13 protein-coding genes and 1 pseudogene are annotated in these 13,616 nt (G+C 40.9%); 6 read left to right on the top strand and 8 right to left on the bottom strand.

From position 1 onward, the window contains the following. Positions 1–13: 13 nt before the first annotated feature. A complete protein-coding gene (locus Xbud_RS05720) occupies positions 14–790 on the top strand; it encodes a thioesterase II family protein (protein WP_099135322.1) in 777 nt (258 codons plus the stop codon). Positions 791–825: 35 nt separating this feature from the next. Beyond that, positions 826–3,780, top strand: coding sequence for a salicylate synthase (locus Xbud_RS20925; RefSeq protein ID WP_339353674.1), 2,955 nt, complete (start codon positions 826–828; stop codon positions 3,778–3,780). A 128-nt stretch (positions 3,781–3,908) separates the two neighbouring features. Here the strand turns inward: Xbud_RS20925 and Xbud_RS05710 are convergent. The 5 genes and pseudogenes from Xbud_RS05710 to anmK all read right to left on the bottom strand — a co-directional run. Then, positions 3,909–4,034 (bottom strand): annotated as a pseudogene (locus tag Xbud_RS05710) (IS5/IS1182 family transposase); the annotation flags it as partial. A gap of 19 nt (positions 4,035–4,053) precedes the next feature. After that, complete coding sequence (gene pdxY / locus Xbud_RS05705; RefSeq protein WP_099135160.1) at positions 4,054–4,932, bottom strand: pyridoxal kinase PdxY; 879 nt, start codon at positions 4,930–4,932, stop codon at positions 4,054–4,056. Positions 4,933–5,057: 125 nt separating this feature from the next. Then, positions 5,058–6,329, bottom strand: coding sequence for a tyrosine--tRNA ligase (gene tyrS / locus Xbud_RS05700; RefSeq protein ID WP_099135159.1), 1,272 nt, complete (start codon positions 6,327–6,329; stop codon positions 5,058–5,060). A 203-nt stretch (positions 6,330–6,532) separates the two neighbouring features. Next, entirely contained in the window at positions 6,533–7,186 is a 654-nt protein-coding gene (pdxH, locus tag Xbud_RS05695; protein ID WP_099135158.1) for a pyridoxamine 5'-phosphate oxidase, read from the bottom strand. A 41-nt stretch (positions 7,187–7,227) separates the two neighbouring features. Then, positions 7,228–8,340 carry an anhydro-N-acetylmuramic acid kinase gene (gene anmK, locus Xbud_RS05690; RefSeq protein ID WP_099135157.1) on the bottom strand — a complete coding sequence of 371 codons (1,113 nt, stop codon included), beginning with the start codon at positions 8,338–8,340 and terminating at the stop codon, positions 7,228–7,230. Positions 8,341–8,675: 335 nt separating this feature from the next. Between anmK and Xbud_RS05685 the strand changes: the two genes are divergently transcribed. Then, positions 8,676–9,149 (top strand): outer membrane lipoprotein, encoded by a 474-nt coding sequence (locus Xbud_RS05685; RefSeq protein ID WP_099135156.1) that lies wholly within the window; start codon positions 8,676–8,678, stop codon positions 9,147–9,149. A 79-nt stretch (positions 9,150–9,228) separates the two neighbouring features. Here Xbud_RS05685 and slyA read toward each other — a convergent pair whose 3' ends face one another. Beyond that, positions 9,229–9,666, bottom strand: a complete 438-nt coding sequence (gene slyA, locus Xbud_RS05680; protein ID WP_099135155.1) for a transcriptional regulator SlyA — start codon at positions 9,664–9,666, stop codon at positions 9,229–9,231. 681 nt (positions 9,667–10,347) lie between these two features. Next, positions 10,348–10,587: a DUF1289 domain-containing protein gene (locus Xbud_RS05675; RefSeq protein WP_099135154.1), complete on the bottom strand. Its 240-nt coding sequence runs from the start codon at positions 10,585–10,587 to the stop codon at positions 10,348–10,350. Between the two features lie 259 nt (positions 10,588–10,846). Between Xbud_RS05675 and gloA the strand changes: the two genes are divergently transcribed. Together gloA and rnt are read left to right on the top strand one after the other, a co-directional pair. Then, a complete protein-coding gene (gloA, locus tag Xbud_RS05670) occupies positions 10,847–11,254 on the top strand; it encodes a lactoylglutathione lyase (protein WP_099135153.1) in 408 nt (135 codons plus the stop codon). 124 nt (positions 11,255–11,378) lie between these two features. Next, the gene (rnt, locus tag Xbud_RS05665; protein WP_099135152.1) at positions 11,379–12,035 is read left to right on the top strand and encodes a ribonuclease T; all 657 of its coding nucleotides are present in this window, start codon (positions 11,379–11,381) and stop codon (positions 12,033–12,035) included. Between the two features lie 174 nt (positions 12,036–12,209). Here the strand turns inward: rnt and Xbud_RS05660 are convergent, their stop codons facing one another. After that, positions 12,210–12,551, bottom strand: coding sequence for a Grx4 family monothiol glutaredoxin (locus Xbud_RS05660; protein WP_099135151.1), 342 nt, complete (start codon positions 12,549–12,551; stop codon positions 12,210–12,212). 325 nt (positions 12,552–12,876) lie between these two features. On the opposite strand from Xbud_RS05660, the gene sodB reads away from it, so the two are divergent. Then, a complete protein-coding gene (sodB, locus tag Xbud_RS05655; RefSeq protein ID WP_099135150.1) occupies positions 12,877–13,455 on the top strand; it encodes a superoxide dismutase [Fe] in 579 nt (192 codons plus the stop codon). The last annotated feature ends 161 nt before the right edge of the window (positions 13,456–13,616 follow it).

Raw genomic sequence — 13,616 nt, 5'->3', positions numbered from 1 at the left:
CCCTGTACATCCGATGATTCGCCCGTACCTAACACCTCGTGGCGAACCCAAATACACTCTACTAATTTGCCCCTTTGCCGGGGGCAGCAGCAGTGCATTTCACCAATGGTCTACTCTGGAAAATCCAGATATAGCCGTTTCGCTAGTGATTTATCCCGGACGTGACAGCCGTATGAATGAACGTGCGGTCACCAGCATTGCACCATTAGCTCAATCACTTTCTGAATTGCTCGTGTCACTAACACCTGCCCAGAGAGAAAACCTGATACTGATTGGTCACAGTATGGGAGCTCAGGTCGCTTTTGAAACTTGCCAACACCTTGAACAACATAATTGTTCTCCTAAAGCACTGGTACTTTCGGGGTGTCATGCCCCTCATCTTCAATCTCGTCGTCAATTGAGTGGATTACCTGATTATGAATTTATTGAACAACTCATCGATATTGGCGGTTGCAGCCCGATGTTACGCGAAGATCCCGGATTGCTGGCGCTGTTCTTACCCATGTTACGTGCTGATTTCTGGGCTACAGAACATTATCAACAGGTTATTCAATCTGGCTCAATAAAACTGCAAACACCAACCTTGTTGCTTTATGGCAACGAAGACAAAGAGGCTTCTGCTCTGGAAGTTCAGCAGTGGCATCACTGGCTTGCCAGTGACAAACAAAACCTTTCGCATTGCTGCCAAGAGATTATCGGCAATCATTTTTATATCACGCAAAAACCTCAAAGTTTTATCCGTCACATTACACAATTTATGCAATATGTTTATCCACAGGAGTTCGCATAATGGCATCTTATTCAATCCCAGGAAGAAATTTTACTATGACGCCAGACTATCTTTGGAATGGCAAAACCATAGACCAACAGCTTACCGGATGGTCGAAAACCTGGGGGAATAAAACAGCACTGATCTATCAAGAACAACATCTGACTTACCATGAACTCCATCAACTTGCGGAAAGGCTGGCAAGTGGATTATCTCAGCGGGGAATATGTCGTGGTGACAACATCATGGTGCAATTGCCTAACTGCATCTCCTTTGTTGTCACCTGTTTTGCCCTGTTTAGATTAGGCGCTCATCCAGTATTATTAATGCCGACACAACGGGCCCATGATGTTCATGCACTTTGCCAGATTGCCCGTCCGGTGGCTTACATTATCCCTGATTGTATCTATGGTTTTGATTACCGAGAAATGGCACGGGAAGTGGCAGCGTCTTGCCCTGAGATGAAACATATTATTGTTGATGGGGAAGCAGAAGAATTTACTGCTTTATCCTCCATTGATGGTGAACCACTCGATATTTCTGTTTCTGGCCCATGTTACGGTGATATTGCCGTCCTCCTACTTTCCGGAGGAACAACTGGCACACCGAAATTAATTCCACGCACTCACGATGCCTATACTTATGACTTTGTGCTGTCAGCTCGCTTGTGCTCAATTAATACCGAAAGCGTTTATTTAGCAGTACTGCCTGTTGCACATAATTTCACCTTAGGCAGCCCCGGTATTCTGGGCACACTTTCTCAAGGAGGATGTGTCCTCTTAAGTAATACCGCCAGTTGTGATGAAGCCATGCCATTAATTAAACAGTATAAGGTGACACATACTGCGTTAGTTCCGGCGCTTGCCCGACTCTGGGAACAGGCTCGTGACTGGGAACAAAGCGATCTTTCCTCCCTGCGTTGTTTACAAGCCGGTGGAGGCAGACTTACACCAGAACTGGCAAAACAGGTGATGACACGCCTTGGGCCTTTGCAACAGGTATTTGGCACCGCAGAAGGATTACTTTGCTATACCCGACTGGATGATCCTGATGAGGTCATTATTAACACCCAAGGTCGCCCACTATCAGAAGAAGATGAGATCAAAATTGTTGACGCCAATCTGCAATCTGTCCCCGCCGGTGAAGTAGGCGAATTGATTACACGAGGCCCTTACACCATTACGGGATACTACCGCGCTGAGCAACATAATACCATCGCCTTCACCACTGATGGATTCTATCGTACCGGCGATTTGGTTCGTATGAGATCAGATGGCAACCTGATCGTTGAAGGACGCATTAAAGAGCAGATCAACCGCAGTGGCGAGAAAATTTCAACACAAGAAATTGAAACATTACTGCTGCAACATCCAAATATTGATGACGTAGTTGTCATCGCTGTTCCTGATGAACTCTTGGGTGAACGAATTTGCGCTTGCATACCAAAGAATATTAACCAACCGGAACCTACACAGATACAGGCATTTTTACATCAGAAAGGCGTTCAGCGCCATAAGGTCCCTGATCAATGGTTGTTTGTGGCGTATTGGCCATTAACCACAGTAGGAAAAATAGACAAACGTCAGTTGGTACAGATGGCACAAACAGAACATACAGAGCAAACGAAACAAGCAGAAGAAAATAACAACCCAATGCAGCAATATCATGAACACACTATCACTATTACCAGCACTCCATTAGATCTGGTCACTCATTTACTTGCAGATCTTACAGATAATAATACACAACCTTATACACTCTACGAGATCAAAGGTGAATGGTCATTGGGGATTGGCTGTGCAGCCACTATAAGTGCAAATGCATCTGGACAACTAATTGATTCAAAAGGTGATCGACATCCATACGATATCAGTACGTTAAGCCAAAAACTTGAGCAGGTTCTCAACGACCTTTCTATCAAAGACTGGCGTGCTTATGGCAGAACATTATTTGAGTTTTCTCATATGACATATGGGATACCATTAGCTTCATCATTAGAACAACAAAATGAAGCATTAATAAAAATCACTGTTCCGCAGCATGAATTACGCATAATTCAAGGGCAAGTTCTGATACGAACACTTGAAGAAAACCAGCTCACTATATTGAGCGAAAAAATCAGACAAGCTGATCAAGTCGGTACACCAACTTTCCCATATACAAAAGAGCTGGAAATTATCAACATAGCAGACGCAGAAAAAAATTATCAAGATAACGTAGCGAATGCGGTAAAAGATATTGTCACAGGCCACTACCAAAAAATAATCCTCTCACGCAAAGTTCAGCTTGGTTCAAATGTGGATATAACACACAGTTACTGGTTGGGCCGTCAGGCTAACACCCCTGCCCGCTCTTTCTTCTTACGAGATGAAGAATTTTCTGCTTACGGCTTCAGCCCAGAAACTGTGGTTGAGGCAGATAGTACTGGTTGGGTTAATAGCCAACCATTGGCAGGCACAAGAGCATTGACACATGACAAAATGCAAGATCAAAAGCTACGTGCCGATTTACTTTCTGATCCGAAAGAAATCGCTGAGCACGCGGTGTCGACCAAACTTGCATTAGAAGAATTAACCCCAATTTGTCAGGCAGACACGCTTTGTGTATCAGAATTTATGGCTATTCGTGAACGAGGTTCGGTACAACATTTGGCATCACGCGTAAAAGGATTACTACAAACAGACAAAAATCGTTGGGATGCATTCATTGCCTTATTCCCGGCAGTAACCGCTTCAGGGATACCGAAAAAACCTTCTTTACAAGCTATTTCACATTATGAAGATGAACCTCGTCGGCTTTATGGTGGTTGTGTCATGTTATTGGATAGCTCAGGTAAATTAGACGCAGCTCTGGTATTACGTTCTCTTTATCAGCATAAAGAACACTGTTGGCTACAGGCTGGTGCTGGACTGGTCAGAGATTCAAAACCAGAAAGAGAATGGCAGGAAACCTGCGAAAAACTTGAGTGCATTATTAAATATGTTCGCCCTTATTCCGACAAAAAAGACTAAAAGTCTATTGAAGTAAGCCGTAATGCTATAGTAACAATACCTCCGGGAAAGCCAGAGTTATGTCTGGTTTTCCCAAAATCAATATTGGCCTTCGGTAAGGAATGACAGCTGTTGCTCCTTGTTGTTCAATGCACAGGCAAACCGTAACTGTCTACAGCTAAATGAACTTTGGTTGAACATCCTTTTCCCTGACTCTTACCGATGGCTTCATTTTCCTTTAAAGAGCCTCCTGAACTATGTTGATGAGCACGAACATACTGGCTGTTTTTATGCTTAATCAATTTGTACAGCGCTGAATTTATGGATCGGGGTCACCATTTTGTCCTGAGCGGCAACAAGCTGTAACTCAAACTCCCCTCTTTTTTGCGTTTCCAGCATGACTTCATAAACTCCTGCGGTAACATGTTCCAACGCAGCCTGCAATGCTGAATTTGTTAAAGACGGGCTTTTCAGTAGATTGACGAGGAATAAGCCACTGGTTAAATCACCTATTCCAACGGGTTGATGTTTACCAGTATCGATCAGTGGTCGGCTGATATGCCAGCTATTTTCTTTAGTCACCAGCAACATTTCGAAATTATCTTTTCGGTAGCCTGCACGACTGAGATGTTTAACTAAAACAATTTTTGGGCCTTTTTCACACAGTAAGCGAGCTGCAGATATTGCTTGTTCTACATCTTTTATTTCCCGCATAGTGAGTGTTTCAAGTTCCAGTAAATTAGGTGCAATGATGTCACTGACAGGTAACGCCTTTTCAGTGAGGAATTCAGCCACTCCCGGAGCAACAATACACCCTTTTTCCGGATGTCCCATAACAGGGTCACAGAAATACCATGCTTCAGGATTAGCTTGTTTAACCTGTTTCACGATATCAAGGATATAGTTTCCCTGCTCCGCTGAACCAATATAACCACTCAGTACAGCATTACAGCATGCCAATTTATTAATTTCACCAATTCCCTGCACAATCTCAGCCAGATGCTCCGGCGGCATCACACAACCACGCCATTGTGGATATTGAGTATGGTTAGAAAACTGAACCGTATTTAATGGCCATACGTTCACTCCCATACGACACATCGGAAAAACAGACGCACTGTTTCCTGCGTGACCAAAAACAACATGAGACTGAATTGAAAGAATATTTTTCATAATAAAGCCTGATTTATTATTTTAGGAGCGATGCTTAAAAATCATGTTTAAGAAACATAAATGACTTAACAGGCAGATATTTTAAGGGCAACAGTAACGTTGCCCTTTAGAAACACGTTTATGGATTACTTCCAATTAATGAGGCAGTAATGTTTTTTACCACGACGTAATAAAGTATAACGTCCAAACAGACGGTCATTGTCGGTAAACACATACATAGGCTCAGACTGTTTTTCACCATTAACAGAAACCGCATTGGAACTGATCATGGTCCGCGCCTGCCCACGGGAAGGAACAAATTCCGCAGTAACCAGAGCCTGCTGCAAGTCAGCATTCTTCTCAAGTTCTATTGCCGGCATACCATCCTGTGCTAATTGTGCAAAATCATCTTCGGTCAAATCAGCTACAGCTCCAGAGAACAAACTTTCAGTAATGCGTTTCGCCGCAGTAAGACCCACTTCTCCATGTACCAGCCTGGTAACCTCTTCAGCCAGAACATACTGAGCACGCGGAGCTTTACCGCTGTTCTTATCTTCTTCTTTCAATGCGTTGATTTCTTCAATGCTCATGAAAGTAAAGAACTTCAGGAAACGATACACATCAGCATCTGCTGTGTTAACCCAGAACTGATAAAATTTGTATGGGCTGGTTTTCTTAGGATCCAACCAAACTGCTCCACCTTCTGTTTTACCGAATTTAGTACCATCAGATTTAGTAATCAAAGGTACTGTCAAACCAAATACTTGTTTCTGATGTAAACGGCGTGTCAAATCGATACCTGAAGTAATATTGCCCCATTGGTCTGAACCACCAATCTGCAATTCAACACCGTATTTTCCATTCAGGTTAGCAAAATCATAAGATTGCAACAGATTATAAGAAAACTCAGTGTATGAAATACCAACATCATCACGGTTCAGGCGCTGCTTCACCGCTTCTTTATTGATCATCTGGTTAACGGAAAAGTGCTTGCCGATATCACGCAGGAAAGTCAGTACATCCATTTCGCCAAACCATTCATAATTGTTGGCTAATTCTGCACCATTTTCACCTTCAAAATCGAGGAATGGTGAAACTTGTTTACGAATTTTTTCAACCCACTCTTTGACAGTTTCTTCTGTATTTAATTTGCGCTCCACAGCTTTAAAGCTCGGATCACCAATCAAACCCGTCGCTCCACCTACCAACGCTATCGGCTTATGCCCTGCCAGTTGGAATCTTTTCAAACACAGCAAGGGAACCAGATGGCCCAAATGCAAGCTGTCAGCGGTAGGATCAAAGCCGCAATAGAGAGAGACCGGACTTTGCGCCAGTCTTTCCGCTAACGCCTCTTCATCCGTTACCTGGGCAATAAGGCCCCGCTCTTGCAGTTGTTTAATCAGGTTATTGCTAGACATCAATGACTCCATCGGTTTGTATTCTGTAGTTATACCCTTTGTCTTCCAAGTTGCAGGCTTTATCGATTATGTTCACGGACTGCTGCACTGCAACTTGCAACCTATCAGGCATATATAATTGTCGTAATTTACTATAAATCGCGAGCTATAGCATAAAACGCCAGTAATATAAGTGCCAGTATTAAAAATGGTAATTGGTACAGTTAAGGCGCCAGACGATCAATATGCCACTCATCTCCTTCACGTTGGTACAGAAAACGATCATGAAGACGATTAGCTCCTCCCTGCCAAAATTCTACTGAATCAAACTCAACCCGGAATCCCCCCCAGAAACTGGGTAGTGGCACTTCACCATTCTGGAATTTCTGTTTCAGCTCTAAAAACTTACCTTCTAAAATACTTCTGGCAGAAATACGAGAAGATTGTTGTGAAGCCCAAGCTGCAATCTGACTATCTTTCGGGCGGCTGTGAAAATATTTCACCACTTCAACAGGCGATAAACGCTCAGCTTTCCCCAGGAAACTAACCTGTCGCTCAAGCTGATACCATGGGAAATGGAGACTAATACGGTTATTTTGAGCTAAATGTTTCGCCTTCCGACTGCCAAGATTGGTATAAAACACCAGACTACGGGCATCAAAGTGTTTTAATAAAACAATACGCTGATAAGGCTGGCCACGCTCATCAACTGTCGCAATACACATTGCCGTTGGATCGCTGAGTTTGGTTTCACAGGCCTGTTTGAACCACAGTTCAAACAAATCCATCGGCTCTTTAGTAAGATCTTTCCGCCGTAATCCGCCACGCATATATTCGCGGCGCAATTCTGCTATATGAGTTTCATTATGCTCTGACATTTTTAGCTCTCGACTCCTGAATGAGTATCAGCATAGCATTGTTATCTACCAACAATAGGATAAATTGCTCCTAAAATTGTTGCCCTGTCCGCACCCGTTACTGATGGCAAGTTACCCGGCAGCCCAGACATTGTACGGAATGCCAGCCAGGCGAATGCTAATGCTTCCATATCATCACCACTCAATCCATATTTATCTGTTGTAGCAACTTCAGTATCAGGCAACAAAGCAAATAATCGACGCATGATGAGCGGATTTCTGGCGCCACCACCACAAACCAACAAACGTTCACAACCATCATTCAGCAATACCTGCTCGGCAATACTAACTGCCGTCAGTTCAGCAAGAGTGGCTTGCACATCCTCTGGTTTGACATCAGGAAAATCAACTAATTGTTTTTCCAACCATGCCATATTGAAGTATTCACGCCCCGTACTTTTCGGCGCAGTACGCGCGAAGTAAGGATCAGACAACATTTTCTGTAACAAATTCTCGTTGACGTTCCCTTTATCCGCCCATTGTGCATCTTTATCATAAGGCAGTTGTTTATGACGCCATGTCCAGGCATCCATCAGCATATTCCCCGGCCCGGTATCATATCCTTTGACAGAAGAATTTGGCAAAAGCGCGGAGATATTGGCAATACCACCAATATTCAGGATCACTCGTCTTTCTGTCGGATGACCAAGTACCGCCATATGGAATGCGGGGACTAAAGGTGCTCCCTGACCACCATACGCCATATCGCGGCGACGGAAATCACCTACAGTTGTAATGTCCGTTAATGCCGCTACACGGTTATTATCACCGATTTGCATGGTAAAAGGTTTTTCGCCGTCCGGCTCATGCCATACAGTCTGACCATGACACCCAATCGCTGTAATATCATTTGCAGTTAACCCGGCTTTATCCAATAATCCTTTTACTGATTCAGCAAAAAGCGTCCCCAGTTCATAATCAAGCTGCCCAATTATTGATAATGTTGTTTGCTGACCCTGACAAATAGAAAGTAATTTTTGTTTAAGTTCCTGAGGAAATGGATGGCTGTAACTTTCTTGCTGTGTAACTGCCTTATCACTAATCTCTGCTAAAATAACATCAACTCCATCCATGCTGGTGCCTGACATCACACCAATATAACGTCCTGACTTCATAAATATTCTCCTATTTAAAGAATGGATTACATTTGTAAATAAAATTCCGTGTAACTATAAAACACATTGATTTGGACTATATATGCTTAACAAGCAATATAAGAGATAAAATCTGAGTTTTGGAGGACTCTTCACAAAACATGCTAAACTTTTGGTCAGGAATTATTCCTATTGGAGTTCATCGAGAAATTTATTATATATTTAGAGATAAGCCATTAGTGTATAGAATAAGTAACTCGTAAAATTATTATGCTTGTTACTGACCATAGTAGCTGAATGCTTGGTTGTAGGTTTATTATCAGTTTTTCCTCGTAGCATTAAAATTAGGAGTAACTATGTTCAAACGTTTCCTGGTTGGTGCAGTTGTAGTGACAACATTATCCGGATGTGCTGACATGGGAGCACTTTCCAGTGATACCTACTCGATTGGTCAAGCCAAACAAATTCAAAACGTAGCCTATGGCACTATTCTGTCTGTCCGTCCAGTGACTATTAAAGGTGGTCAAGCTGGTGACCCGAATGTGCTGGGTCTGATTGGTGGAGCTGTTTTAGGTGGATTGTTAGGTAATACCATTGGTGGCGGCTCTGGTCAAAAGCTTGCAACAGCCACAGGTGCTATTGCGGGTGGAATGGCAGGTCAAGGAATTGAAGGTGTTCTCGATAAAACAAAAGGTGTTGAGTTGGAAATTCGTACTGATAGCGGAAGGAATATCGTTGTGGTACAGAAGCTGGATCAGGTTGTATTCAATAAAGGGCAACGAGTTAAAATCGTCGATAGTGGTGATTCAACAACAGTATCACCTATTTAAGATTGTTCAAGTATGTTTAAACAGAAAATCGCGGAACCAAATCTTGGCAATCCGTGATTTTCTGTTTATCGATTATTTTTTATATTACCTGTTTATGTAATTGGCTAATATTTCTTTCGATTTTTTTTATTACAGAAGCAAGCAGAATTAGCTCATCATGAGTAATTCCCTCCAAAATTTCTTTCCTCGTCGAACCAATAACACTATCCACTTCTTTGATAAAATTTTCCGATTCTTCGGTTAATTTGATTCTTTTGGCGCGCCTGTCATTAGCACATGTGTGCCTTGTAATGAGTTTCTTTTCTTCTAATTGATCTAAAGTTCTTACCAAGGATGGTTGTTCGATACCAATAGCTTTCGCAAGTTGTATCTGTGACTGCTCCGGTGGTAACAGACTAATATTATACAGAGTAACCCAATGTGTTTGAGTTAATTTCAACGGCTTCAAACGATGATCAATTAAAGCGCGCCAAACACGAACTAAACGTGCCAGGTCTGATCCCAATGTCAATTCCAATTACCCCTCCTTATAATTAGAGACTCATATAACATCAATGAATTATCCAATCAGTTTATTCATATGAATAATGGATACGCATCCTATATCACGCTCACATAAGTAGAGTCAGATATTTCGCTAATTGCTTAATTTAGTGTCGCGTTGGACTGTTACTTAAAAATTGATATCTTCGTCGCCCTAAAGAGCGAAGTTTTACGGCGCATCGAATAAAATCGCGTATTAATCCACCAACGATATAAACTGTATAAAATAATCCTTCAGCTAAACTATTAAGATTTTAAATCTCAACGAAACAAATCCAAACTCTAAAAAATAGACACAGTACCACTCGGTTAAAGTTCTATAAGAATAACCGCCATCCAAATACTAATCTATATATTTTTACATTAATATCATTTTTCTCTTACAGTTACAGCTAATAAAACGATAAAAATCATTAAAAACAACAAGATAAATAATTAGTGTGATTATTGTTCAATAATTGATTATTTGATAAGAAAATTTTACCGAAAGACTTTAATTAGTCAACTGTTGTAATATTTTTAAATGACCTATATCAAATAAAAGATATGTAATATGAATAAAATATCATTTTATCATGGTAAAACTTCCTAACCTTATAGAAAATATGAAATATTATTCATATAAACAATTTACATTAATAGTTAAGACGAAGAATCAAAATAATCCAAGCTGTTTTGATGGAGCACCTTCATCATGTTCTTTATTTCTTCGCATTCGCAGATATCTATCACGACATAACCGCAATACTTCTCTTTTTTGCCCATCTGATAATTTCATCCACATAAATCGCTCCTCCCTACTGCGATAACATCCCCGACAGAAACCACGAGTATCAGATTCACAAATCCCTTTGCAAGGGCTCGGAATAACAAAAAACTCTAATTGCTCAGCCATGTCATCCTCCTGTACTCAGAATTACCTAAATGATTATCTATGACAGAATTACAACATCACCTAGATTAAGTTCAAATCAAATACTGAACTATAAAATAGTAATGAGTAGAAATAAAATAGATGAAAGGACAAATTGAATTACTTTATCTTTACCATATATAGTTAATCAAACATATGCGGTCAGAGCGCGAAATTTCACCACTACGTTATTTCGCGATATCACCATTTGATTATCAGACCATCAACTCAAGAGGTCATCATGCGTCTACTTCATACAATGATCCGTGTTAGCAATATGCAACGCTCGATTGATTTTTATACTAAAGTAATAGGCATGCGTCTACTTCGCACTAGTGAAAATCCAGAGTATAAATATTCCCTCGCTTTTGTAGGTTATACCGATGAAAGTCAAGGTGCAGTCATCGAACTGACCTATAATTGGGGAGTTGAAAGCTACGAAATGGGAACAGCATTCGGGCATATCGCTTTAGGCGTTGATAATGTTGCAGCAACTTGTGAACATATCAAACTTGCTGGCGGAAAAATTACTCGTGAAGCAGGGCCAGTTAAAGGTGGAACAACTATTATTGCTTTTGTTGAAGATCCTGACGGCTATAAGATCGAATTAATAGAAAACAAAAGCGCCACCAGTGCATTAGGGCACTAATTATTCCTCTATACAAAAGGGCATCTTGCATGCCCTTCATTTCTCAACTAATAGATATTACTTCTGCAAGACACCGTAAATTTTGTCATAATATCGACTATCCTGAAGTTAAGAACAAAATCAGATGTCTAATACAAAAGATCAAAACATACTAAGCGGACGTTTTCGTGGCTATTATCCCGTTGTCATTGATGTAGAAACTGCTGGTTTTAATGCACGGACAGATGCTTTACTCGAAATCGCTGCAATTACTTTAAAAATGGATGAAGAAGGTTGGCTGGCACCTGCTGATACACTACATTTCCACATTGAGGCCTTTGAAGGAGCCAACCTTGACCCGGCAGCTTTAGCATTTACAGGTATCGACCCTACCAACCCATTACGGGGAGCTGTCAGTGAATATACAGCGTTACATGCTATTTTCAAAATGATCCGCAAGGGCATGAAAGACAGTAATTGCAACCGCGCAATTATAGTTGCCCACAACGCCAATTTTGATCACAATTTTGTCATGGCGGCAGCAGAACGCTCTGGTTTAAAACGCAATCCATTTCACCCTTTTGCCACTTTTGATACTGCCGCATTGAGTGGATTAGTGCTAGGTCAAACAATTCTGGCTAAAGCTTGTATTACGGCAGAAATACCTTTTGATAGTAATCAGGCACATAGTGCTCTGTATGATACAGACCGGACTGCCTTACTTTTCTGCGAATTGGTTAATCGCTGGAAACGGCTTGGTGGTTGGCCGTTGGCTGTACCAGATCCAGATAATGAAACCTAATAAACTAAGAGCCTAATGAGATAGGTTCTTAGTTTATAACTATATAACGATTATCACCCCATACCTGTTGCCACAACCTAACATTGCCATAACATGTTACCGTCAATAAATATGACTATTAATGCTAATTGTGTATGGGGCTTTGTTGATTCAGAACTTCACTGAGACAACGAATTACTTACTGTCTTCCTGCTCACGGTATTTATCCGCAGTCTCTTTGACCAGAACCTGTAATTCACCGCGTTGATACATTTCAATCAGAATGTCACATCCCCCAATTAACTCACCTTCAATCCAAAGCTGAGGGAATGTTGGCCAGTTTGCATATTTAGGCAATTCTGCGCGGATATCAGGGTTTTGCAGAATATCTACATAGGCAAAACGTTCACCACAAGCAGACAAAGCCTGAACTGCCTGAGCAGAAAAACCACAGTTTGGCAGTTTTGGCGAACCTTTCATATACAGCAAGATTGGGTTTTCTTGAATCTGGCATTCGATTTTCTCAATTGTCGTCATTCTTACTTCCTTAAACGGCAGGCGCTGTTTATCAGCATCAAAAAAGATTGATTCAGAATACCACTTTCTGATGCGAGTTTGCTACCGTGAACGTGCTCCTGAAAATTTTTTATTCTGAACATTAAAATCAGCAAAATTGAATGCTTCTGCGTCAAATCGCCACTGAATAGTATCATTTTCCCTGTTATTTAGCAGAAAAATTGTTAAGATAATTACCAAACAAAATAGCAACATGACAATAAGCTAAAATTTGCTCTATCCATGATTAATATACTATAAATCATGGCTTATAAAGCCAAAAACCCGATATTAAAAGGAGTATGCAATGTCTTTTGAATTACCAGCATTACCTTATGCTAAAGATGCCTTAGAACCCCACATCTCAGCAGAGACTCTGGAATATCATTACGGCAAACACCACAACGCTTATGTTGTAAACCTAAATAATCTGATTAAAGATACCGAATTTGCCGGAAAATCACTGGAAGAAATTATCAAAATCTCTGAAGGCGGCATCTTTAATAACGCAGCACAAGTCTGGAACCACACCTTCTACTGGCATAGCCTGTCACCAAATGGTGGAGGTGAACCAACTGGTAAAGTTGCAGAAGCTATCAATAATTCTTTCGGTTCTTTTGCTGAATTTAAACAGCAGTTTACTGATGCAGCACTGAAAAACTTCGGTTCTGGCTGGACATGGCTGGTTAAGAAAACCGACGGCAGTCTGGCTATCGTCAATACTTCCAATGCAGCAACTCCATTGACTGGTGAAAACAAGCCAGTTCTGACTGTTGACGTTTGGGAACACGCCTATTACATCGATTACCGCAATGCACGTCCTCAATATCTGGAGCATTTCTGGGCTCTGGTTAACTGGAAATTTGTGGAAGAAAATCTGGCTTAATTAACCAGCCAGTTAAAATGACAAGGGTAAGTTTTTCCGATTCAACGCACTTCATTTCATTTATAAATACAATTAAATTTAAAATAATAATAAAAAACAAATAATTATGTTTGTTATTTTCCTGTATTAATTAAAAATGTACTAATATATGTACAAACGAA

The sequence above is a fragment of the Xenorhabdus budapestensis genome, from assembly GCF_002632465.1.
Classification (GTDB): domain Bacteria; phylum Pseudomonadota; class Gammaproteobacteria; order Enterobacterales; family Enterobacteriaceae; genus Xenorhabdus; species Xenorhabdus budapestensis.
Note: the sequence above shows the minus strand (reverse complement) of the source record. Positions and strands in the feature narration are given on the sequence as shown.

Excerpts from the sequence above, each read along its gene's own strand:
- Xbud_RS05720 (WP_099135322.1), top strand. The coding sequence starts at position 14 with ATGATTCGCCCGTACCTAACACCTCGTGGCGAACCCAAATACACTCTA.
- Xbud_RS20925 (WP_339353674.1), top strand. The coding sequence starts at position 826 with ATGACGCCAGACTATCTTTGGAATGGCAAAACCATAGACCAACAGCTT.
- pdxY (WP_099135160.1), bottom strand. The coding sequence starts at position 4,932 with ATGAAAAATATTCTTTCAATTCAGTCTCATGTTGTTTTTGGTCACGCA.
- tyrS (WP_099135159.1), bottom strand. The coding sequence starts at position 6,329 with ATGTCTAGCAATAACCTGATTAAACAACTGCAAGAGCGGGGCCTTATT.
- pdxH (WP_099135158.1), bottom strand. The coding sequence starts at position 7,186 with ATGTCAGAGCATAATGAAACTCATATAGCAGAATTGCGCCGCGAATAT.
- anmK (WP_099135157.1), bottom strand. The coding sequence starts at position 8,340 with ATGAAGTCAGGACGTTATATTGGTGTGATGTCAGGCACCAGCATGGAT.
- Xbud_RS05685 (WP_099135156.1), top strand. The coding sequence starts at position 8,676 with ATGTTCAAACGTTTCCTGGTTGGTGCAGTTGTAGTGACAACATTATCC.
- Xbud_RS05675 (WP_099135154.1), bottom strand. The coding sequence starts at position 10,587 with ATGGCTGAGCAATTAGAGTTTTTTGTTATTCCGAGCCCTTGCAAAGGG.
- gloA (WP_099135153.1), top strand. The coding sequence starts at position 10,847 with ATGCGTCTACTTCATACAATGATCCGTGTTAGCAATATGCAACGCTCG.
- rnt (WP_099135152.1), top strand. The coding sequence starts at position 11,379 with ATGTCTAATACAAAAGATCAAAACATACTAAGCGGACGTTTTCGTGGC.
- Xbud_RS05660 (WP_099135151.1), bottom strand. The coding sequence starts at position 12,551 with ATGACGACAATTGAGAAAATCGAATGCCAGATTCAAGAAAACCCAATC.
- sodB (WP_099135150.1), top strand. The coding sequence starts at position 12,877 with ATGTCTTTTGAATTACCAGCATTACCTTATGCTAAAGATGCCTTAGAA.